This window comes from Mesorhizobium sp. M1C.F.Ca.ET.210.01.1.1 (genome assembly GCF_004791585.1).
In the GTDB taxonomy this organism is placed as follows: Bacteria; Pseudomonadota; Alphaproteobacteria; order Rhizobiales; family Rhizobiaceae; genus Mesorhizobium.
In genome coordinates this window covers 14,334-35,123 of the sequence record NZ_SRUU01000002.1, presented here as the reverse complement: position 1 = coordinate 35,123, position 20,790 = coordinate 14,334, and the positions used below count along the sequence as shown (strand labels likewise).

Below are 20,790 nucleotides of genomic sequence, written 5' to 3'. Positions count from 1 at the left end.
CGGAGTGACCAGATCTCGATGGAACCGACCTTCGCAGCCGCCTTTGCCTCGTCAGCCCTTCTTCTTTCCAATCTCGCCGGCATCCTGCTTGCATCGTTGCGGCTGGAGGCGCATCGGGTCATTCCTGCGCCCTCCGGCAAGCAGCCGCCGGTCTCTATCGTCGTGCCGTCGCGCGGCGTCGAGCCGTTCACCGAGGAGACGCTGGGCCGCGCTTTCTCGCTCGACTGGCCACGCTATGAGCTGATCTTCTGCGTCGCCCACGCCGAAGACCCCGTGGTCAGGCTGATCAACGCCGCGATCGCGCGCTTCCCCAAGGTTCCGGCGCGGCTGCTCGTCGGCGATGACAGGATCAGCGCCAATCCCAAGCTCAACAACTGCGTCAAGGGTTGGCAGGCGGCCCGGCACGATTGGGTGGTCCTCGCCGATTCCAACGTGCTGATGCCCAAAGACTATGTCCAGCATCTTATGGCGGCCTGGCGGCCGGATACCGGCCTCGTCTGCTCGACGCCGATTGGCTCGCGGCCGGATGGTTTTTGGGCCGAAGTCGAATGCGCCTTCCTCAACACCCTGCAGGCGCGCTGGCAATATACCGGAGAAGCGCTCGGTCTCGGCTTCGCCCAGGGCAAGAGCATGCTGTGGAACAAGCCGATGCTCGATGCCCGTGGCGGCATCCATGCTTTAGCCGCCGAGATCGCCGAGGATGCTGCAGCCACCAAGCTGGTCAACAGCCTGGGGCTGCGTGTAAATCTCGTCGCCTCGCCCTTCGAGCAGCCGCTCGGCCAGCGCCGGCTTGCCGAAATCTGGTCGCGCCAGGCGCGCTGGGCGCGGCTGCGCCGCGTCACCTTTCCGCTTTTCTTCGCGCCCGAGATCCTGACCGGTGCGGCGATGCCGCTGCTTTTCGCGCTGATCGCGGCGGCAGGCGCGGGCGTCAGCCTCCCCACCACGGCGCTTTGCGTGCTGGCGATCGCCTATGTGCCGGAATGCCTGCTCGCCTGGTCCAAGGGCTGGTATCTGTCGCCGCGCAGCGTGACCGCGATGATCGTGCGCGACGCGATGCTCCCCGCCATCTGGGCGCGCGGCTGGCTGGGTGGCGCCGTCGAGTGGCGCGGCAACGCCATGACCATCCGCACCGGGGAGATGACCGAGCTGGAAGAGATCGCCTGAGCTGCGCACAGGCGACGCACGCCCTCATTCGTCGTCAGCGACCGAGCTCAAGCCGCATGACTATATCCTGGTCATAGTTACCGAAGCCGCGCCCAAATATGTTGACGCCGCCAGGATGCTTCGCCTTCGCGTCGATGCCGATCCTCATCCGGATCGAGCGATGCTCGGTGATGCCGAGGTCGTTCACGGTGACGTCGGAGATTCTGACCCCGTCGATGAAAGACCCCGACTGGCCGATCCGCCAGCTCTTCAACTTGCCATATTGTGAGCCTGCCAGCTTCCACCAGCTTGGCGTATAGACACCGCGCTTGTCGCCATAGTCGCCCGGCGACGTCCAGGTGCCGACGGCCACGTCGTTCACCCAAAGCGAGAGGTCGGAAGGCCAGTCCATATTGGTGCCGGGCACCTCCGACGAGAGCTCCATCGAGAACTCGATCGACTCTATCTGGGCGTTGAGCAACTTGGCGTTGTTGGGAAATTTGTACTCGACGCTGCCCATTCCGAACCAGATGAGCGCCGCCTGGACGCGCGCAGGATCGAGGAAGGAATCAGGGACATCCAGCAGGCCGATCACGCCATCAGTCGAGCAGAGACCGCAAGGCGGACTGACCTCGACTGAGGTGAACAGGCCGAGCGGCATCGCGACTTCGATGACGTTTGCGTCGCGTCGAAGTTCCTCCTCCGCCTCGAACCGCACGATGATCTCATCGAAGCGGGCCGAACAGATCTTTTGATGACCCTTCCTGGCCTTGACAGCCTCGGTCACGATCAGGCCGGCTTCCTCGAGTGTCTGTACGTTGATGGCGACCGTCGATTGCGGCAGCTCCAGCCGGCGGGTGATGTCGTTGACGTTGAGCGGGCCTTCGCTGCGCAGGAGCTTGAGGATGCGTACGCGGATCGGTGACGCCAGTCCCTTCAAGACCTCGATGTCGTCCTCCGGATCGATGGTGAGGAAGTTGGGTTTCATGGACGACGGCGACCTGAGCGGGAAAGGAGGCAGTGTTTATATCATAATTACTGATAGTCAAACCGATGGTCAGCCTTTGATGCCGGCCGAAAGCGTTATCGCCTGGGTCACGCGGCGCTGGAAAATCAGATAGGCGAGCGCAACGGGAAGTCCTGCCAGCACGGCGCCCGCCAGCTCGCGCGCATACTGGACACCGAAGGCGGAGTGCACCTGCGTGACGCCGACCGTGATGTTCATCGTCTCCTCGGAACTCTGCGCCAGGAACGGCCAGAGGAAAGCGTTCCATGCGCCGATGAAGGTGATTATGGCCAGCGCCGTGGTCACCCCCCAGTTCATAGGCAGGTAGATCTTGAACAGAAGCTGGAAATCGTTGGCGCCGTCCATGATCGCCGCCTCACGGAAGTCGCGCGGGATCGAATCGAAGAACTGCTTGTAGACGATGACGACGACTGGAACGATGAGCTGGGGGAGGATGATGCCGAGCCAGGTGTTGAGGGTGCCGAAATTCGACATCAGCACGAAGTGGGTGACTATCAGCGCCTGGATGGGCACCATGAAGCTCGCCATGATCGTCAGATAGAGCAGACGGCGGCCCGGGAAGCGCAATTGTGATATCGCATAGCCGCAGGTCGCAGCCGTGAAGATGACGATCATGGTGACCGCTGCGGAGGTCACCAGCGAATTCAGGTACCAGAGCCCGATCTTCGTGTTCAGGAGAACGTAGGCGTAGGCCTCGAGCGTGAAGGTTTCGGGCCACAAGCGGACTCCAGGTTGGACGACCTCGTATTCCGGCTTGAGCGTGGTCACCATGGCCCAGTACAGCGGAAAGGCCCAGATGATAGCGAATACGAACGTCGCCAGCGTCAGAACCAGTCCCGCCATATCGAAGGCCCGCAGCCTGCGATGCCGGCCTTCGGCGCCGATGGTTGGCAGTTTGATGCGGCCGGTTTCGACGCTCATCGCTCGGCGCCCCTGGCGCGCAGCACCTGGTATTGCAGGACCGAGAGCGCGGCGATCAGCACGAACAGCGCGGTGGCAATCGTTGCGGCATAGCCGCCATGATTGCGTTGGAAGGCCTCGCGGTAGATGTACTGCACCAACACCATCGTCGGCTCGGAACGGCCGCCGATCGAAAACAGATAGACCTGATCGAATATCTTGAGCTGGAGGATGAGCTGGATCGTCGCCACAAGCGCCGTGACGGGCCAGATCAGCGGCCAGGTGATCTTCCAGAACAGCTGCCAGCGATTGGCGCCGTCGATCGCCGCGGCGTCATATATCTCCGGGGATATGTTTCTCAACCCCGCTATGAAGAGCAAAACATTGAAGCCGTTGGTCCACCAGATCGTGATCAGCCCTACCATGGGGAGGAACCACGGGATCGTGCGGAAGACAGGCACGCGCTCACCGTAGAAGAGCTCGATCGGGTACTGCGCAATCCCGAACTGCAGATCGAGGATCCAGCGCCACATCAGGAAGACCACCGAGACCGGCAGGATGTAGGGTAGGAAAAAGGCGGCAAGAACGATGCTTTGCGTCCATCCCTTCAGCCGGTCCACCATCAGCGCGATGAGGAGCCCGATCGCCACGTTCGGCACCACGGTGAGCACGACGAAATAGCCGGTGTTCCAGACCGCCGTCTTGAACAGCCTGTCGCCGAAGAGCCGAACATAGTTCTTGAAATAGACCCAATCTCCCTCGCCGATAAGCGGCGCGTTCGTGAAAGAGAGCTCGAGCATCTTCAGGGTCGGATATATGAAGAGCACCAGGTAGATGAGCAAGAAGGGCGCAATCAGAATGAAAGCGCTACGGCGTTCGGCGCGTCTGGTGCTTGCTAGCATCGCACCGGGTCTCCTGTTCGATCCAATCCGTCTCCAAGGGCCGTCCGCCGACGACCGCAGCCGTCGGCGGACTCCTCGGGAGGTCTACTCGGTCTGACCGTCCAGATCGTCGCGCATCTGCTCCATCGCCGCCTGCGGATCGAGCTCGCCGTTGATCGCCGGCATCAGGAAGTTTCCTGCCGCATCATAGACCGGCGAGGCCACACCGGCGAGCTTGGAGCTCGGATCGAACACCGCTGTTTTCGCCAGTGTTGAATAGGTGGCGTTTGGTTGCATCTTCTTGAAATCGTCGCTCGAAGTGACTGGTGAAAAGGCGGGGATGTGCCCTGCGGTTGCCCAGAACAGCGAGTGCTCGTTCATCCATTTGACGGTCTCCAGCACTGCCTTCAGCTTCTCCGGCGAGATCTCCTTGCCCTTGCGGTTCGGGATCGCGAAGGAGTGCGAGTCGGCCCAGGTTGCCGGCTGGTCGAAGAAAGTCGGAAGCTGGATAGCCCCCCATTCGAAGCCGAGCTTGTTCTGCTTGGCGAGATCCGTGAAGGTCGGCACCTCCCAGACACCGTTGATGTGCATGGCGGCCTTGCCCGACGTGAAGAGCGCGATCGAGGCAGGATAGTCGGTCGACTTGGGCGCCAGCCCGTCGGCGACCCATTTGGCGACGACGCTCGTGGCTTTGACTGCCTTGTCGAGATTGTCACCTTCCAGAAACTTGCCGTTGTCGGAGAGGAACTTGCCGCCCTGCTGACTGAACAGCGAGTAGAAGATGCGCCACTGCGAGTCGCCGGCAGCGCTGTGGATGGAGACGCCATATTCCGAGCCGCCGGCTTTCAGTTTCTCGAGAGCTGCGTGGAAATTGTCGACGCCGTCGAGGCCTTTCGGCAGGCCGTCCTGGCCGAGGAGACCCGCTGCAGCGAGCTTGTCCTTGTTGTAGTAGAGAACGACCGAATGGATATCGAAGGGGATGGCGTATTGCTTTCCGTCCACCTGGGCAGCTTTCCAGTTGGCGGGCGCATAATTGTCGGCCGAGAGGCCGGCGGCCTTCAACTCCTCGGGGGTGATTTCGCGCAGCGTCCCCGTGGCGACGCCGAGCGGCAGGCGCGACAGGTGGTAAGTCATGACATCCGGTCCCTCGCCGACGGCGGCCGAGGTCTGGACCTTCGTGTAGAACGGCACGCCCCATTCAAGCGTCGTCGCCTGGATCTCGATCGAATCCGCGTGTTCCTTGTTGAACTGATCGATCAGCGACTTCATGCGCACGCCGTCGCCGCCGCTCAGGAAATCCCACCAGACGATCGTCTCCTTCGCTTGCGCGCCGGCAGCGAATGCGATCAGTGCCGCCGTGAGCAGCGCCTTCTTCAGAATTGTCCTCATCATGATCCTCCCTTTCGGCTATTTTTCGCTTGCTTCGAGAAGTCGCCGCAGCGCTCGAATTCCTCCAGACGGTTTGGCATCGGCAGCCGATCCTGCCTGCCGTGCCCACTGCTGTTGCATCAAGACCGGCAGGGCGGAACATGGACGCTCCTCACGCCCGCTATCCCCTGACGGCATGGCAAAACAAACGTGGATCGAGATTCCGTTTGGTTCCCTGATTTCAACGATACCTTTGGCTTGTAGGACGGTCAACCAATCTTATGGTATGTATCATATTGTTTGGTATATTAGGACCTGCGCTCTCCTGCCTGCGGTCTCAGACGCTCACGCGTACCAGATGATAGGACCGCGGCGGTAAGTTCCCTTTGACCCGCCCGTCAATGACCGAAACCCCATCGCCGATGCTGGGAGAGACGCGGTCCGGCTTGGCGGCCGTGTTCGTGGCCTTGAGGTCAGGATGGGCAATCAACACGTGCTCGGCGATGCTCTTCGGCGCGAAGCCGGCCATATCGATGTCGATAGCCAAAGCCTCGTCCGGGTGGCGGTTGACCATGAAGAACGCCACGGTCGCGCCGTCCCGGCTCCGCACCGCGGCGACGTCCAGATAGGGAACGTCATCCGCCATCTTGGCATCGTAGGTCGGCACGTCCACGGCCACGTTCAAAGCATCGCCACGGCCGTAGAGGGAGGCGTAGTAGTAGGGATAGAAGATGGTTTGCTTCCAGGCCGGCCCGCCGGTTTGCGTCATGATGGGTGCGATCACGTTCACGAGCTGCGCGATGCAGGCGATCCTCACACGATCCGACCGGCGGATGAATGTATTGAGCGCGCAGCCGATAAGCAGGACGTCCTCGAAATTGTAGGCGTCCTCCAACAAGCTGGGCGCCTTGGCCCAATTGACCCCGTCGCCGTCGCTGACGCCTTTCTTTCGGGTGTGATACCAGACGTTCCATTCGTCGAAGGAGATGTAGACGTTGTGCTTGGAGCGCCTCTTCGCCTTCACGTAGTCGATTACGCCGCTGATCGTCTGGATGTAGCGGTCGACCGGAACGGACTTGGCGAGGAAGTTCAGGTAGTCATCGTCCCAGTTGTCCCAGTATTGATGCAGCGAGATGTAGTCTACATTGTCGTAGGCGAGCTCGAGGACCTCGGCCTCCCAGGCGGGATAGGTGGGCATGTTGTGGTTGGAGGAGCCGCACGCGACGAGCTCGAGGGTCGGGTCGAAGACCTTCATCGCGCGACCGACCTCGTTTGCGACGCGGCCATATTCATGGGCCGTGCGATGGTTCATTTGCCACGGCCCGTCCATCTCGTTGCCGAGGCACCAGACCCGAACGTTGTGCGGCTCGGCCGAGCCGTTCTTCCTGCGCAGGTCGCTCCAGTAGCTGCCCCCCGGATGGTTGCAGTATTCGAGCATGGCGAGCGCCTCTGTGAACCCCTTCGAGCCGAGATTGACCGCAAGCATGGGCTCGGTCCCGGCCTTGCGGCACCAACGAATGAACTCATCCGTCCCCATCTCGTTGGTCTCGGTCGTCTTCCAGGCGAAGTCTAGCCGTACGGGCCGCTCATTCTTCGGCCCGATCCCGTCCAGCCAGTCGTAGTTGGAGACGAAATTGCCGCCGGGGTAGCGAACCAGCGGCGCGTTCAGGCCGCGCACCAGTTCGAGCACATCGCCGCGGAATCCGTCTTCGTCGGCGGTCGCGTGGCCCGGCTCGTAGATGCCGCCATAGACGGCTCGCCCAAGATGCTCCAGAAAGGCGCTGTAGATGCGATCGTCGATGGTCCCGATTTTGAAATCCCGGTGGACCGCTATATGCGCCTTCATGTCCGTCGCCTACCCTTTATATCATCTAATCTGATATGTACCAGGGCATTTGAACATTGGCTGCGACCTCTGTCAATCGCAGCTTGAGGCGACTTTTGGACTTGGAGGTGCGTTCGGTCCGAGCTGTCGAAACGCTGCCGACAGCATCGCGTCAAACCGGGAAGCTGCCGGTCTGGTCGCTGCTATCTGGCGGCCCTCAGCGCCTGTTCGACGTCGCCGAGCAGATCGTCGGTATCCTCCAGGCCGACGGAGAGCCTGAGCGTGCCGGGCCCGATGCCGAGTTCGGCGCGCGCCTCGTCGCTGAGGTTCTTGTGCGTCGTCGTCGCGGGATGGGTGATCAGGCTCTTGGCGTCGCCGAGATTGTTGGAGATCAGCACAATGTCGAGCGCGTTCTGGAAGGCGAAGGCCGCCTGCTTGCCGCCCTTGACGTCGATGCAGATCAGCGTCGAGCCGCCTGACATCTGCTTCCTGACGATATCCGCCTGCGGATGGTCTGCCCGGCCCGGATAGATAACGCGGGAGATCTCCGGCCTGCCAGCCAGGAAGTCCGCGATCTTGCCTGCGCTTTCCGTCTGCTGGCGCACCCGCAGCGGCAGCGTCTCCAGGCCCTTGAGCAGCGTCCAGGCATTGAAGGGCGACAGGCTCGGGCCGGTGTGCCGGAAATAGTCGTGCAGGTTCTCGTCGATCCACTTCTTGTCCGACAGGATGACGCCGCCGAGACAGCGGCCCTGTCCGTCGATGTGCTTCGTCGCCGAATAGACGACAACATGGGCGCCGAGTTGTAGCGGCTTCTGCTGCAGCGGCGTGGCAAAGACATTGTCGACGATCACGCGCGCGCCGATCGAATTGGCTAAAGCGGCAACGGCGGCGATGTCGACCACTTCCAGCGTCGGGTTGGTCGGGCTTTCCAGGAAGAACAGCTTGGTGTTGGGCCTGATCGCCTTTTCCCAATTGGCGATGTCGGTGCCGTCGACCAGCGTCGCCTCGATGCCATAGCGCGGCGCCAGCGTCTCGACCACCCAGCGGCATGAGCCGAACAGTGCCCGCGCCGCAACGACATGGTCGCCGGCCTTGACGCTGCACAGAAGTGCGGCGGACACCGCCGCCATGCCGGAAGCGGTTGCGCGGGCGTCTTCGGCGCCTTCCAGCGCGCACATGCGCTTCTCGAACATGTCCACCGTCGGGTTGGCGTAGCGCGAATAGATGAAGCCCGGCTCCTCGCCCTTGAAACGGGCTTCGGCGGCCTGCGCGGTCTCATAGACATAGCCCTGGGTGAGATACATCGCCTCGGCGGTCTCGCCGAAGCCGGAACGCAGCGTCCCGCCATGCACGAGTGCCGTCTGAGGTTTCCAATTGCGCGTCTTCGTCATAGCCCTGCTTCCAAACACAAAAAAACCGGCCGCGATGTCGCAACCGGTCCATACGGCCTTGCAGCCCAACGGTCCTTTAGCGACTTGTTTAACGTGGCTGCAAGCCGACCGGCCAAATCACCACGGGATAACGACCCTTTAGACCCGCACCGCGCTTGCGTCAATTGCCGGCTTGATTAAGAGGTTTGTACCAGGCAGGTGCGTGCAACCATGCGCTTGCCCGGCCTTGGAGCAATTCCAGGAAAAGTGTGAAAAGGTTTTCCGCCCGGAATTGCGTCAAAACAAAAAGGTAGAGCGGTTCGCCGTTTCCGCGAAACGGCGAATTGCTCTAGCGGAGCCAGATCTTGCGGCAGACAGGCATTCTTACGGATCGGGACATCGCGGCGCTGTTCGAGGCGGGCGCGCTGAAGTCGCCGCGCGCGCTCGACACCAACCAGATCCAGCCGGCCAGTCTCGATCTGAGATTGGGCGACAGGGCGTTCCGCGTGCGCGCATCCTTCCTGCCAGGTCCCGATCACCTGGTGGCCGACAAGCTCGACCGGCTGAAGCTGCACGAGATCAACCTTGCCGAGGGCGCGGTGCTGGAGACGGGCTGCGTCTACATCGTGCCTTTGCTCGAAAGCCTGGCGCTGCCGTCAGAAGTGTCGGCTTCGGCCAATCCGAAGAGTTCGACCGGCCGTCTCGATATCTTCACGCGCGTCATGACCGATCGCGGCCACGAGTTCGACAAGATCGCCGCCGGCTATCATGGACCGCTGTACCTCGAGGTCAGCCCGCGCACCTTCCCGATCGTCGTGCGCGCCGGCTCGCGCCTGTCGCAGATACGCTTCCGCATCGGCAACGCGGTGCTGTCGGAGGCCGAGCTGCGTGACCTCCACCGCGCCGAGATGCTGGTCGCCACCGAGCCGCCCAACATTTCCGGCGGCGGCATCGCGCTCTCCATCGATCTCGACGGGGACAAGGACGGCCTGGTCGGCTATCGCGGCAAGCACCACACCGGCCTCGTCGACGTCGACAAGCGCGCCGCGCAGGATGTCGTCGACTTCTGGGAGCCGCTCTACAAGAGCGGCGCCGGCGAGCTGGTGCTCGACCCGGACGAGTTCTACATCCTGGTCTCGCGCGAAGCCGTGCATGTGCCGCCGCTCTATGCCGCCGAGATGACGCCGTTCGACCCGCTGGTCGGCGAGTTCCGCGTCCACTATGCCGGCTTCTTCGATCCCGGTTTCGGCCACTCCGCGGCCGGCGGCAGCGGCAGCCGCGCGGTGCTCGAGGTGCGCAGCCACGAAGTGCCCTTCATCCTCGATCACGGCCAGATCGTCGGCCGCCTCGTCTACGAGCACATGCTGAAGCGGCCGCAGGCGCTTTATGGCAGCGACCTCGGCTCCAACTACCAGGCGCAGGGCCTGAAACTCTCCAAGCATTTTCGCGCCGCGCGCTGATCATCAACATCAGACTCCGCTTGCCCGCCCCCGCGCGCCATGCTTGGCTGTGCCTCATTGGTTCTTGAACCTGACTGAGGGAGACGAAAAATGAAGATATCCAGATGGATCGTTTCGGCGGCGGCCGCTGCCATGCTGGCGCTCGGTGCCGGTTCTGCGATCGCAGCGGAAAAGATCAAGATCGGCACCGAGGGCGCCTATCCGCCCTTCAACACCATCACGCCGGACGGCAAGGTCGAGGGCTTCGACATCGACATCGCCAATGCGCTCTGCGCGCAGATGAAGGTCGAATGCGAGATCGTCACCCAGGACTGGGACGGCATCATCCCGGCCCTGCAAGCCAAGAAGTTCGACGCCATCATCGCTTCGATGAGCATCACCGAGGAGCGCAAGAAGCAGGTCGCCTTCACCCACAAATACTATACGACCCCGCTGGCGCTGGTGGCGCTCAAGGACAGCGACATCGCCTCGACTGAGCCGGCCGCGCTCGCCGGCAAGACCGTCGGCGCCCAGGCCTCGACCACGCAAGCCGACCATGCTCAGGACAAATATGGCAAGGCCGGCGCCGAAGCCAAGCTCTATCCGACCCAGGAAGAGGCGATCACCGATCTCCAAAACGGCCGCCTCGACGCCGTCATTTCGGATAAATTCGTGCTGGTCGACTGGCTGAAGAAGGCAAGCGACGGCTGCTGCAAGCTGGTCGGCGACGTAAAGGGCACCGAGACCGAGGCCGGCATCGCGGTGCGTCTGGAGGACACCGCGCTGCGTGATCGGCTGAACGCCGCCATTGACGCCATCGTCGCCGACGGCACCTACAAGAAGATCCAGGCCAAATATTTCGACTTCGATATTTATTGAGGCCGGAGCTGCCTATGGTTAGCCGCGAAACAGCGCCTGTTTCGCGGCGCCGAGGCACGCGTTGAAGCTGCCGATAAAAAGCAGCTCGCGTCCAGTTAGACGCGTTTTACCCCAGAATGAAGCCTGTCGCATGGCATCGAGCGATGCCTTTGATCCCTTCAACGGGAATAGCTGATCGCCCACACACCCAAGGACATAGGCGCGAGCAGAGTCGATGCGGCAAGGCTTGGCTCTGTCGCTCAGCGCGGCGCTGCGAAGTTGTGAAATCCGTTGATCGGCATTTCGCATTAGGAAGCGGGTTTGAGTTCGTGAATATCCGGTCTCCAGCAGTCGGCTGGTTATCAGGGTGCGAGCCTCACCATAGGAGGTCTTGCTGCATTGCGCGGCACCATAGGCCGCGGATGACCAGCAAGCGATCAAAAGCGCGATGCCCAGATTTCTAGCGCTTGGCGAGATATAGCCCATTGACCCGGCTCCAAACCGTTCGCGAGCTCAGAGCGCCTTGACCGTCACCATCACCGGCTTTTCGATCTCCAGCGGATTGCGCAGCGGCAATCCGAAATCCTTCGCCTCGATCTCGAACATGTCGCCGGCCTCGGTTCGGATGCCGTCGGCGAAGGACAGCGTCGCGGTGCCGAACATGTGCACATGCACGTCGCCGGGCTGACGGAAGGCCGAATATTTGAAGTGGTGATGCTCGAGATTGGCGATGGTGTGCGACATGTTCGCTTCACCCGACAGGAACGGCTTTTCCCAAAGCACCTTGCCGTTGCGCCAGATCCGCGATGCGCCCCTGATGTCGGCGGGCAGGTCGCCGATCAGGATTTCCGGGCCGAACGAGGCATTGCGCAGCTTGGAATGGGCCAGGAACAGGTAGTTCACCCGCTCGGTCACATGGTCGGAAAATTCGTTGGACAGCGTGAAGCCGACGCGGAACGGCGCGCCGTCGTCACCGATGACGTAGATGCCGGCGATCTCCGGCTCTTCGCCGGCGTCCTGCGCGAAGGCGGGTGACATCAGCGCAGCGCCCGGCGCCACCGCCATGGTGCCGTTGCCCTTGTAGAACCATTCCGGCTGCACGCCGATCTGGCCCTTGGCCGGCTTGCCGCCTTCCAGCCCCATGCGGAACATCTTCATGGAATCGGTGAGCTGCTCCTCGCCGTCGCTGAGCTTCTTGTGCATGGAATCGCGTGTCGCCGCGGAGCCGAGATGGGTCAAACCCGTGCCGGTGAGGTGCAGATGGGCGGGATCCGGATGATTGATCGGCGACACCAGACGGCCCTTCTTGTAGACGGCGTCGAGATCGACGGTCTCGCCATAGCCCTTGCGCTCGATCAGCGCTTCGAGCCCGGTGCCGGTGCGCGCCGCCTCCATCGCCAGCGAATAGACGCTGCGTGCGCCGTTGATGATCCGGGTCTTGCCGCCGCTGCGGGCAACGACGCGGATCGTCTCGGCGTCGTCGAGGATCTGGGAAATCAGCATGATGAAACCCTCTCTCTTTTGCCTAGAGCGGTTCAGTTTTGACGGAAAACAGACCCGCTCTAGCTCCTTGTGTTTACGCAATCCCGAACGGAAAACCGCTACGCACTTTTCCTGGAATTGCTCTAAGCCCGGCTGCCGATGGCAAACCCTGACCCGCGCGGCCCGGTACCGATCCGTGCCACGGTTGAATTCTTCCTCCGGATTGCGCTCGCGAGCCCGGTCCATCGGGGGACTTCTTGGCGCCGACGGGCAAGCCGGCAGCCTCGCGATCTGGACCCGTATGCCTCCTGCTTTCCTCGTTGGGACGGTTCGGCCTCTGGACCGCCGATCCGCCCCAAATATTTGTTCTTACGCAATCCCACGGAAAACCGCTGTGCGCTTTTCCTGGATTGATCTGGCCTGTCAGGCCTTGTTCTTGTTGTAGACGTCGAAGATCACGGCGCCGAGCAGCACCAGGCCCTTGACCACCTGCTGCCAGTCGACGTTGACGCCCATGATCGACATGCCGTTGTTCATCACGCCCATGATGAAGCCGCCGACCACGGCGCCGATGACCTGTCCGACGCCGCCCATCGCCGAGGCGCCGCCGATGAAGACGGCCGCGATTACGTCGAGCTCGCTGCCGAGACCCGCGGCTGGCACCGCCTGGCCGAGGCGCGCCGCGATGATCAGGCCGCCGAGCGCCGACAGCACGCCCATGTTGATGAAGACGAGCAGCGTCAGCCTTTCGGTGTTGATGCCCGACAGCTGCGCCGCCTTGGCGTTGCCGCCCATCGCATAGATGCGGCGGCCGATGGTCATGCGCTTGGTGACGAAGACGAACAGCGAGATCAGCACGCCCATGACCATAAGCACGACCGGCAGGCCCTTGTAGCTCGCAAACTGGAAGACCAGGAACAGCGCCAGCGCGCTGCCCACCAGCGTCTTGATGACGAACAGCGGGAAGGGCTCGGCCTCATAGCCATGGCGCTCGCGCTTGCGGCGGGCCCTCAGCCCGAAATAGGCGTAGGCGAGCACCGCGACCAGGCCGAGCACGATCGTGGTCATGTGCAGCGTGAGCCCGCTGCCGACGATGGTCTTGCCGGCGGCGTTCACTGTCGGCGGGATCAGCGTCAGCGGGCCGATGACGTCCGGAATGAAGCCCGAGCTCAGCGCCTTGAAGCTGTCGGGAAGCGGGCCGACCGAGGAGCCGCCGCCTAGCAGCGCCTGGCAGATGCCGCGGAAGATCAGCATGCCCGCCAGCGTCACGATGAAGCTCGGTATCCGGTGATAGGCGATCCAGTAGCCTTGCGCCGCGCCGATAAGGGCGCCCACGATCAGGCAGACGATCGAGACGACGAGCGGATTGCTGAATATCCCGAGCGGCCAGATGACCATCATCATCGCCGCCAGCGCGCCGATGAAGCCTGCGACCGATCCCACGCTGAGATCGATATAGCCGGCCACGATCACCAGCAGCATGCCAAGCGCCATCACGATGATGAACGAGTTCTGCTGCACCAGGTTCGAGAGGTTGACCGGTTTGAACAGCGTTCCCGACGTCGTGTACTGGAAGAACAGCATGATGACGATCAGTGCGATGATCAGGCCGTATTCGCGCAGATTTGTCGTCAGCGCCGAGACGGCGATGCGCGGACCATGCTTGACGTCTTCGGCGGTGCCGCTTTGCGGCGCGGGAGCGCTGTCTGTGCTCATGATGCTTTTTTTCCTTCTCCCCGAACGATGGCGCGCATGATTTTTTCCTGGCTGGCATCGCTTGCCGCCATTTCGCCGACGATACGCCCTTCGTTCATGACATAGATGCGGTCGGTGATGCCGAGCAGCTCCGGCATTTCCGAAGAGATGACGATGATCGCTTTGCCTTCGGCTGCGAGACGGGCGATGATCGTGTAGATTTCGTACTTGGCGCCGACGTCAATGCCGCGCGTCGGCTCGTCCAGGATCAGCACTTCGGGGTCGGCGAACAGCCATTTCGACAGCACCACCTTCTGCTGGTTGCCGCCCGACAGGTTGCCGGTCAGCTGGTAGACGCTGGAAGCGCGGATGTTGGTCTTCTTGCGATAGTCGTTGGCGACGCTCATCTCGCGCATGTCGTCGATGACGCCGCGGCTGGAAACACCTCCCAGGTTGGCTAAAGTCACATTGTGCTTGATGTGGTCGATGAGGTTGAGCCCGTAGGTCTTGCGGTCCTCGGTGACATAGGCGATGCGGTTTTCCACCGCCTTGCTCACCGACGAGAGGTCGATCGGCTTGCCTTCGAGCAAAACCTCGCCGGTGATATGCCGGCCGTAGGTGCGGCCGAACAGGCTCATCGCGAATTCGGTGCGGCCGGCGCCCATCAGGCCGGCGATGCCGACCACCTCGCCCTTGCGCACATTGAGGCTGATGTTCTTGATCACTTGCCGTTCGGCATGGATCGGGTGGTAGACCGACCAGTCCTTCACTTCGAAAACAACGTCGCCGATCTGCGGCTCGCGCGGCGGATAACGGTCGTCGAGCGAGCGGCCGACCATCGAGGTGATGATGCGGTCCTCGCTGATATCCTTCCTGGGCAGGGTCTCGATGGTGCGCCCGTCACGGATGACCGTCACCTTGTCGGCGACCCGGTTCACCTCGTTGAGCTTGTGCGAGATCAGGATCGAGGTCATGCCCTGGCGCTTGAACTCGAGCAGTAGATCGAGCAGCGCCTGGCTGTCCTTTTCGCTGAGCGAGGCGGTCGGCTCGTCGAGGATCAGGAGCTTGACTTCCTTGCTCAGAGCCTTGGCGATCTCGACCAGCTGCTGCTTGCCGACGCCGATATTGGTGATCAGCGTCTTGGGGTCTTCCTTCAAGCCGACCTTGTCGAGCAGCGCTTTGGTGCGCTTCTCGTTGGCGTTCCAGTCGATGACGCCATAGGTGGCGTGCTCGTTGCCGAGGAAGATGTTTTCCGCAATCGACAGCATAGGCACCAGGGCAAGCTCCTGGTGGATGATGACGATGCCGATATGCTCGCTGTCGTGGATGCCCTTGAAGTGGCATTCCTGGCCGCGGAAGACGATATCGCCCTCATAGGTGCCGGACGGATAGACGCCCGACAGCACCTTCATGAGCGTCGATTTGCCGGCGCCGTTCTCGCCGACGATGGCATGGATTTCTCCCTCCTCGACGCTGAGATTGACGTTCGACAGCGCCTTCACGCCGGGAAACGTCTTGGTGATGTCGCGCATCTCCAAAATCGTCGAAGTCATCAGGAATTCCGCTCCCTGGCGCATGCCTTCCGCTACCGGAAAGTGTCATGCGCGAAATCAACATGCTGCAGTCCTGTCCGCGCCGCGACGGCGCATGGCGCTGCAGAAACCGGCAAGAAACAATACCGGGGTCGCTTCTGAACGAAAAGGGGCCCTGCGTCGCGCAGGACCCCTTCTTTAAGGCTGGCTTACTTCAGCTCGTCGGCCTTGATGTAGCCGGAGTCGACGACCTGAGCCTGGTAGTTCGACTTGTCGACCTCGTGCGGCGTCAAGAGGATCGAGGGAACGACCTTGACGTCGTTGTTGTAGGTCTTTTCGTCGAGCCCGTCGGGCTTGCCGCCGGAAAGCACCTTGTCAACCAGCTGGACGGTGGCCTTGGCCAGTTCGCGGGTGTCCTTGAACACGGTCGAGTACTGCTCGCCCGAGATGATCAGCTTGACCGAGGCGGTCTCGGCGTCCTGGCCGGTCACGATCGGCCACGGCTGAGCGTCCGTGCCGTAGCCGACGGCGCGCAGCGAGGCGGTGATGCCGCGTGACAGGCCGTCATAAGGCGACAGAACGCCATCGACGCGGCTGCCGTCCGAGTAGTTGGCCGAAAGCAGGTTGTCCATGCGCGCCTGGGCGGTGGCTGCCAGCCAGCGCAGCGTGCCGACCTTGTCCATGCCCATCTGGCCGGACTTGATCTTGATCGAGCCGTCGTCGATCAGCGGCTGCAGTACCGACATCGCGCCGTTGTAGAAGAAGAAGGCGTTGTTGTCGTCTGGCGAGCCGCCGAACAGCTCGACGTTCCACGGCTTGGTGTTCGGGAAGCGCTCCTTGAGGCCCTTGACCAGGGAATTCGCCTGGATGACGCCGACGCCGAAATTGTCGAAGGTCGTGTAGTAGTCGACATTCGGAGTCTTCTTGATCAGTCGGTCATAGGCGACGGTGACGACGCCGGCATCGTTGGCCTTCTGCAGCGCATCGGCCATGGTGGTGCCGTCGATCGAGGCGATGATCAGCGCCTTCGGGCCCTTGGTGATTTCGTTTTCCAGCTGGCTGAGCTGGTTCGGGATGTCGTCCTGCGCATACTGCAGGTCGACGGTGTAGCCGAGGGCCTCGAGCTGGGACTTGACGGCGTCGCCGTCATTGATCCAGCGCTGCGAGGTCTTGGTCGGCATCAGCACGCCGACGAGACCCTTGTCGGCGGCATGCGCCGAATAGGTCGTGGCGGCGATGCCAAGGGCCGCGATGGCGGCCAGCGTCTTGATGATCTTCACATTTACTCTCCCTGGTTGATGGACGCGACACCTCGGGGCTTCGCGGGCCGCGCAGTCGAACAGTAGCGCTCGCGCGCTGCTGTCGGCTTTATCGATCTCCGGTATCCTCCCAATCGGTCCCGTGACCCAATTTCAATCGATACGAATTTGCTCGTTGCCGATCGTTGCGTCTCGGAACGCGCGAAGGGTGTGTCCCTTTGACATAACTGTCAAATGCGATCTTTGGTGGTTGCTATATCGAAACTGGTATATTTTAGCGCGCGACGAAACATTGGTGGAGTGACGGGAAGATCATGGCGGCATTGCGCGATCCTGATGTGATTTCAAGCGGTTACGAGAAATTGCCGGAGAATGGGAAAACACTCCTGCGCAGCGGCCTCAGCCTGCGCCATATGCGCATGATCGCTGCCCTTGACGATCACGGACGGGTGAGCGCCGCTGCCCAGGTCATGAACATCTCTCAGCCGGCCGCCTCGCGCATGATCGCCGAGATGGAGGCGGTGCTCGACGTGAAGTTGTGCGAGCGTCTTCCACGCGGCATCACGCTCACTCCTTACGGCCAGGCGCTCGCCAGACGCGCCCGCTCCATCCTGCTCGAGATGCGCGAAGCCGACCGCGAGATTTCCGAGCTCAAGACCGGCAAGGGCGGCTCGGTGTTCCTCGGCGCGGTGACCGCGCCGGCGATCGAATTGGCCGTGCCGGCGATTCGCGAGATCCGCCGCATCTATCCGCGCATCGAGATCACCATGCAGGTCGAGACGTCGAACGTGCTCGCCCGCGAACTGATCGCTTCCCGCCATGACTTCATCATCGCCCGCATTCCCGACGACCTCAATCCGCGGCTGTTCGAATCGCGCGTCATCGGTATCGAGAAGGCCTGCCTGATCGTGCGCCGCGACCATCCGCTTGCCAGCGGCAAGATGGTCGGCCTGGAGGAGACGGCGGCCTATGACTGGGTCTTTCAGTCCGGCGGTTCGCCGCTGCGCCAGGCGATGGAAAGCAATTTCCTGAACCGCAACATCCCGCTTCCCGACCGCATCCTCAACACGTCCTCGCTGCTGCTGACGCTGGTGATGGTGGCGCAATCAGACGCTATCGCCCCTGTTTCGGTCCAGGTGGCCAAGTTCATCCAGAGCGCCGACGGGCTGTCCGGAGCGATCGACGTCGTGCAGACCGAGTTCGACATCGAGGTCAGGCCTTACAGCCTCATCACGGTCAAGAACCGCGTGCTCTCGCCCGCCGCCAAGATGCTGCACGACTTCATCTTGCGCGAAGTGGGGTAGTGGAACGAGAACGCCGCTCGTACGTTCAAACCGATCGGCAGCTCACTGGAGCCCGTTTCGGGCGAGGGAACGAACTGCCGATGCTCAACAGTCGGAGGTTTTGATGGAACGTCGGTTGTTTCTGACTGGAATGCTTGGCGTTGCGGGGGCGGCGGCACTTGCAAGCCTCGCCGGATCCGGCAAGGCGGTTGCCGGAATTCCCGGCGGCAATGGTATTCTCGATGAGCTCGACAAGCCGGATCCAACCGTTTTCGAGGACGGAGAGGATCAGGCCGAGCTGGAGCAGGTTTACCATCGTCATTGGCATTACGGCCACCGTCGCCGCAGACGGCGCCGCGTGTGGAGACGGGTCTGCCGTCGCTACTGGCGCTATGGCTACTGGCATCGCCGCTGCTGGCGCGAACGCGTCTGGATAGGCATCTGGCTGTAGTTCAAGCGCCAAACAGCCCCTGAAGGAAGTGGATTGGGTCTTGCACACCCGTGCGAGACCCAATTTTGCTGGTAGCTCGCCGAGGCTGTTCCGCCAGAGCAAATCCAGGAAAAGCGTCTAACGGCTTTCCGTCCGGAATTGCGTAAGACAAATATTTAGAGCGGTTCGGCGATTCCGTGAAACGCTGCACCGCTCTAGGCGGCCGCGCGATCACCCTTCGGCCGCAGCGCACACGACAAGCGCTTTGCTTTGAGAAGTGGAAACTGGAGCGGGTAGCGGGAATCGAACCCGCGCGTTCAGCTTGGGAAGCTGACAAGCTACCATTACATCATACCCGCGCTGCAGCCTCGTACCATGATGGCCCCGCATCTAGCAATCGGCGATGCATCGAAAGCCGCGGAGCGATCCACAAGCGCTTTGACGCCGCCCGCCGACGTGGTAATGCCGTCGCAGGGTAAGGGTGGGGACCCAGCTTGCAAATCAATGTTCGGAAGAGGAAGCGAGCCTCTCGCTCCGGAAGGGTCTTCGTTCTGGAGGACCTCGGATTCCTGCTGAGGCTTCCTGTTTTTGTGCTCGTCTCTCTTCTCGTGCCCGAGAAGAGATGGCGCGACATCTGCATATGGCTGGAGGGGCTGAAACGCGTTCCTGAGGCTCGGCGCGACGTCGGTGAGCAACCGGATCTTGCAGGTTTCGGGGTAGCCGGCCGTGAGGATCGGCTTCGCGTCGGCGCAATGCGCAGCGAACACAACATCCAGATCGTACGGGAGTGGCTTGTCGGCTGGCGACCCGAGATCGAACTGCGCGGCGCCGAGCATCTCGAGGCGGCGAGCAGCAAGGGTCATGGCGCCGTCCTGTGGGTCGCTCATTTCGCCTTCAATGGGCTTGCGGGGAAAATGGCTTTCGCCAAGGCCGGCTTCGACGTCTTTCATGTCAGCAGGCCCGAGCATGGTTTCTCGAAATCGCGCTTCGGCATCCGGTTCCTCAATCCGATCAGGACCAGCGTGGAGCTCAGATATGCGGCAGGTCGTATCGTGATAGACCGCGCCAATCCGGCCGCCAGCATGAACGAGGCGAGGCGATTGCTTCGCCAGGGCAAGTTTGTGTACGCGGGCGCTTGGGAGGGTGAGTTGCTGGTGCGCGCGCGGATCGGCCAATCGGCCATTGAACTGGCCGGCGGTGCGCCCCGCCTGGCCAGGATTGCCGGTGCTCCGGTGCTGCCGGTCTTCGTCGTTCGTGACGACAGCACGGGCAAGATACGGGTGACAGTGGAAAAGCCGATCGATGTCGATCGCGGCCGGGACAAGGCCGAACTGATCCAGGGCGCCGCGCAGGACTTTGCGGACCGGCACCTGGCCTATCTGAAGTCCTGTCCCCACCAGTGGCGCGACTGGGAGAAGTTGAAGGCCCACGAAGGTATTTCGATCGAGAGGGAAGCCGGATGCCTCTCTTCAGCATTCTGATAACCGATGACGGCAGCGAGCAGCTTTCCGGGCTCGTTGCCGAAAACATCCGTTCGCTCACGGCTGCCCATCCCGGCGAAGAGCACCTCCTATTCCGGGAAGCGGCATTGGCCGAGTTCATTTCAATGCATTTCGGAGCAGAGGTGCTTTCGGCGTTCAGAACGCTTCGGCCTTATTCCTACAAAGCGGATCTCGCCAAATATTGCCTGCTCCATGAGCAAGGCGGCCTCTACGCCGATCTCTCCTATTTCTTCCTGCGCGGCGTGCCGCGCGGCGACGGAAAATTGTCGATCTTTCGTGATTTCCTCACCTCGACCCCTTGGGATACCAGCATCGGCGTTGTTGCCGCGCCACCCCGCCACCAGGCGCTCGCCAAGGCGATCGAGCTTGTCTGCGCCAATGTGAAACGGGAATATTACGGGCCGACCGCGCTGTGCCCTACAGGCCCAACCTTGTTCGGCAAGGCCGTCGCGCTGACCTGCGAACCGGAAGACCTCATCGTCGGCGAAGCCGTCAGGTCGATGCCGCCTGCCTCGGCTCCCCAGTTTTCCACGGATTTCAGCCATTACCTCAGCCATGATGGCGAGCCGGTGGCGATCAAGCGCAAGCGGGGCGGCAAGCCGATATCGCAACTCGGTATCGGCGGCGGCAATCGATACAACAGGTTGTGGCGCTCCAGGGAAGTCTACCGCGACCGGCCGCTTTGGGCCCGCATCTTCCGCTGGCGAATCTGACGGCGCGAGCCGTGGCCTGCCTACCGGATCCCGCACGTGGGGCTCGTCCCTCGGCTTGATGGTAAGCAACTGAGTGCGTATTC

The 20,790-nt window shown here is 62.0% G+C and carries 18 protein-coding genes, 1 tRNA gene and 1 riboswitch; of the genes, 7 read left to right on the top strand and 12 right to left on the bottom strand.

The genetic code is table 11. The features are described 5' to 3' along the window. Window positions 1-18: 18 nt before the first annotated feature. Complete coding sequence (locus tag EN853_RS02320; protein ID WP_127857663.1) at window positions 19-1,164, top strand: ceramide glucosyltransferase; 1,146 nt, start codon at window positions 19-21, stop codon at window positions 1,162-1,164. A 34-nt stretch (window positions 1,165-1,198) separates the two neighbouring features. Here EN853_RS02320 and EN853_RS02315 read toward each other — a convergent pair whose 3' ends face one another. The 6 genes from EN853_RS02315 to EN853_RS02290 all read right to left on the bottom strand — a co-directional run bounded on the left by EN853_RS02315 (window position 1,199) and on the right by EN853_RS02290 (window position 8,535). Continuing rightward, on the bottom strand, window positions 1,199-2,131 hold the full coding sequence (locus EN853_RS02315; protein ID WP_127857662.1) for a helix-turn-helix domain-containing protein: 933 nt from the start codon (window positions 2,129-2,131) through the stop codon (window positions 1,199-1,201). Between the two features lie 69 nt (window positions 2,132-2,200). Further along, window positions 2,201-3,013 (bottom strand): carbohydrate ABC transporter permease, encoded by an 813-nt coding sequence (locus tag EN853_RS02310; protein ID WP_127857952.1) that lies wholly within the window; start codon window positions 3,011-3,013, stop codon window positions 2,201-2,203. A gap of 74 nt (window positions 3,014-3,087) precedes the next feature. Next, window positions 3,088-3,972 carry a sugar ABC transporter permease gene (locus tag EN853_RS02305; protein WP_127857661.1) on the bottom strand — a complete coding sequence of 295 codons (885 nt, stop codon included), beginning with the start codon at window positions 3,970-3,972 and terminating at the stop codon, window positions 3,088-3,090. An 84-nt stretch (window positions 3,973-4,056) separates the two neighbouring features. Next, entirely contained in the window at window positions 4,057-5,340 is a 1,284-nt protein-coding gene (locus tag EN853_RS02300) for an ABC transporter substrate-binding protein (protein WP_127857951.1), read from the bottom strand. A 316-nt stretch (window positions 5,341-5,656) separates the two neighbouring features. Beyond that, on the bottom strand, window positions 5,657-7,165 hold the full coding sequence (locus EN853_RS02295) for an alpha-N-arabinofuranosidase (RefSeq protein WP_127857660.1): 1,509 nt from the start codon (window positions 7,163-7,165) through the stop codon (window positions 5,657-5,659). 182 nt (window positions 7,166-7,347) lie between these two features. After that, window positions 7,348-8,535 (bottom strand): O-succinylhomoserine sulfhydrylase, encoded by a 1,188-nt coding sequence (locus EN853_RS02290; RefSeq protein ID WP_127857659.1) that lies wholly within the window; start codon window positions 8,533-8,535, stop codon window positions 7,348-7,350. Between the two features lie 56 nt (window positions 8,536-8,591). Beyond that, window positions 8,592-8,669: riboswitch (SAM riboswitch) on the bottom strand. Window positions 8,670-8,876: 207 nt separating this feature from the next. Here EN853_RS02290 and EN853_RS02285 point away from each other — a divergent pair. Continuing rightward, window positions 8,877-9,974 carry a 2'-deoxycytidine 5'-triphosphate deaminase gene (locus EN853_RS02285; RefSeq protein WP_189343857.1) on the top strand — a complete coding sequence of 366 codons (1,098 nt, stop codon included), beginning with the start codon at window positions 8,877-8,879 and terminating at the stop codon, window positions 9,972-9,974. 90 nt (window positions 9,975-10,064) lie between these two features. Beyond that, window positions 10,065-10,832, top strand: a complete 768-nt coding sequence (locus tag EN853_RS02280) for an ABC transporter substrate-binding protein (RefSeq protein ID WP_127857657.1) — start codon at window positions 10,065-10,067, stop codon at window positions 10,830-10,832. Between the two features lie 18 nt (window positions 10,833-10,850). On the opposite strand, the gene EN853_RS02275 is transcribed toward EN853_RS02280, so the two are convergent. The 5 genes from EN853_RS02275 to chvE all read right to left on the bottom strand — a co-directional run bounded on the left by EN853_RS02275 (window position 10,851) and on the right by chvE (window position 16,800). Further along, window positions 10,851-11,297 (bottom strand): hypothetical protein, encoded by a 447-nt coding sequence (locus tag EN853_RS02275; RefSeq protein WP_127857656.1) that lies wholly within the window; start codon window positions 11,295-11,297, stop codon window positions 10,851-10,853. Between the two features lie 27 nt (window positions 11,298-11,324). After that, window positions 11,325-12,314 carry an AraD1 family protein gene (araD1, locus tag EN853_RS02270; protein WP_127857655.1) on the bottom strand — a complete coding sequence of 330 codons (990 nt, stop codon included), beginning with the start codon at window positions 12,312-12,314 and terminating at the stop codon, window positions 11,325-11,327. A gap of 402 nt (window positions 12,315-12,716) precedes the next feature. Continuing rightward, window positions 12,717-14,009, bottom strand: a complete 1,293-nt coding sequence (gene mmsB, locus EN853_RS02265; RefSeq protein WP_127857654.1) for a multiple monosaccharide ABC transporter permease — start codon at window positions 14,007-14,009, stop codon at window positions 12,717-12,719. After that, window positions 14,006-15,541 carry a multiple monosaccharide ABC transporter ATP-binding protein gene (gene mmsA / locus EN853_RS02260; RefSeq protein ID WP_127857653.1) on the bottom strand — a complete coding sequence of 512 codons (1,536 nt, stop codon included), beginning with the start codon at window positions 15,539-15,541 and terminating at the stop codon, window positions 14,006-14,008. The genes mmsB and mmsA overlap by 4 nt, the downstream gene beginning before the upstream one ends. A gap of 188 nt (window positions 15,542-15,729) precedes the next feature. Continuing rightward, window positions 15,730-16,800 carry a multiple monosaccharide ABC transporter substrate-binding protein gene (gene chvE / locus EN853_RS02255; protein WP_127857652.1) on the bottom strand — a complete coding sequence of 357 codons (1,071 nt, stop codon included), beginning with the start codon at window positions 16,798-16,800 and terminating at the stop codon, window positions 15,730-15,732. Window positions 16,801-17,093: 293 nt separating this feature from the next. Between chvE and EN853_RS02250 the strand changes: the two genes are divergently transcribed. Beyond that, window positions 17,094-18,083: a LysR family transcriptional regulator gene (locus EN853_RS02250; protein WP_127857651.1), complete on the top strand. Its 990-nt coding sequence runs from the start codon at window positions 17,094-17,096 to the stop codon at window positions 18,081-18,083. Between the two features lie 103 nt (window positions 18,084-18,186). Then, on the top strand, window positions 18,187-18,513 hold the full coding sequence (locus EN853_RS02245; protein WP_127857650.1) for a protamine-2 (modular protein): 327 nt from the start codon (window positions 18,187-18,189) through the stop codon (window positions 18,511-18,513). 264 nt (window positions 18,514-18,777) lie between these two features. Here the strand turns inward: EN853_RS02245 and EN853_RS02240 are convergent. After that, window positions 18,778-18,851 (bottom strand) — tRNA-Gly (locus EN853_RS02240). Between the two features lie 135 nt (window positions 18,852-18,986). Between EN853_RS02240 and EN853_RS02235 the strand changes: the two genes are divergently transcribed. Both EN853_RS02235 and EN853_RS02230 read left to right on the top strand, forming a co-directional pair. Continuing rightward, window positions 18,987-19,973, top strand: coding sequence for a hypothetical protein (locus EN853_RS02235; protein ID WP_127857649.1), 987 nt, complete (start codon window positions 18,987-18,989; stop codon window positions 19,971-19,973). After that, window positions 19,952-20,707: a glycosyltransferase gene (locus EN853_RS02230; RefSeq protein WP_127857648.1), complete on the top strand. Its 756-nt coding sequence runs from the start codon at window positions 19,952-19,954 to the stop codon at window positions 20,705-20,707. Before EN853_RS02235 ends, EN853_RS02230 begins: the two co-directional genes overlap by 22 nt. The last annotated feature ends 83 nt before the right edge of the window (window positions 20,708-20,790 follow it).